This window comes from Bartonella capreoli (genome assembly GCF_902813205.1).
Lineage (GTDB): Bacteria > Pseudomonadota > Alphaproteobacteria > Rhizobiales > Rhizobiaceae > Bartonella > Bartonella schoenbuchensis.
Map to the genome: position 1 here is coordinate 1 of NZ_CADDZX010000287.1, position 418 is coordinate 418.

A 418-nucleotide genomic window follows, 5' to 3' on the forward strand; every position below is an offset into this window, starting at 1 on the left:
GCGTTTAAACAGCTCATTTTGTAAAAGAAGTCCAGTACAACCTGAATGCAAACCTTAAGTCTTTCTTGTGATGATCAACAATCCTCCATCTTTGCTTTTGCTTGAAATGAGGGGATTGTTTCCTCAATCTGCCATCTCAATATTGTTCACCACTGTTTTAAACAGTGGTGACAGAAAATATCACCAGGCTTACGAGCCTTCTTATTGTAAATAAATCCATTGAAAGAGGGGAAAAATGAAACAAACCTTAAAACTATTGAGTTGCATGGCTCTGTTAAGTACAGCTGGATGTCAGTTAGGCAATCCTCCCCCATCGACTTTGGCTTTATGGGAAAAGCCTGGAACAGATCGGGCTGTCATTGAACAATCACTGTTAAAATGTGGCTGAAAGCTGGTTTATGGTTCTTCTAGAGATATG

General features: G+C 39.5%; 1 protein-coding gene. It reads left to right on the forward strand.

Going from position 1 to position 418, the window contains the following annotated elements:
* Nucleotides 1–235: 235 nt before the first annotated feature.
* Complete coding sequence (locus tag J7R05_RS08465; RefSeq protein ID WP_208541895.1) at nucleotides 236–388, forward strand: hypothetical protein; 153 nt, start codon at nucleotides 236–238, stop codon at nucleotides 386–388.
* The last annotated feature ends 30 nt before the right edge of the window (nucleotides 389–418 follow it).

Coding starts and splice junctions, on each gene's coding strand:
- J7R05_RS08465 (WP_208541895.1), top strand. CDS start 236: ATGAAACAAACCTTAAAACTATTGAGTTGCATGGCTCTGTTAAGTACA.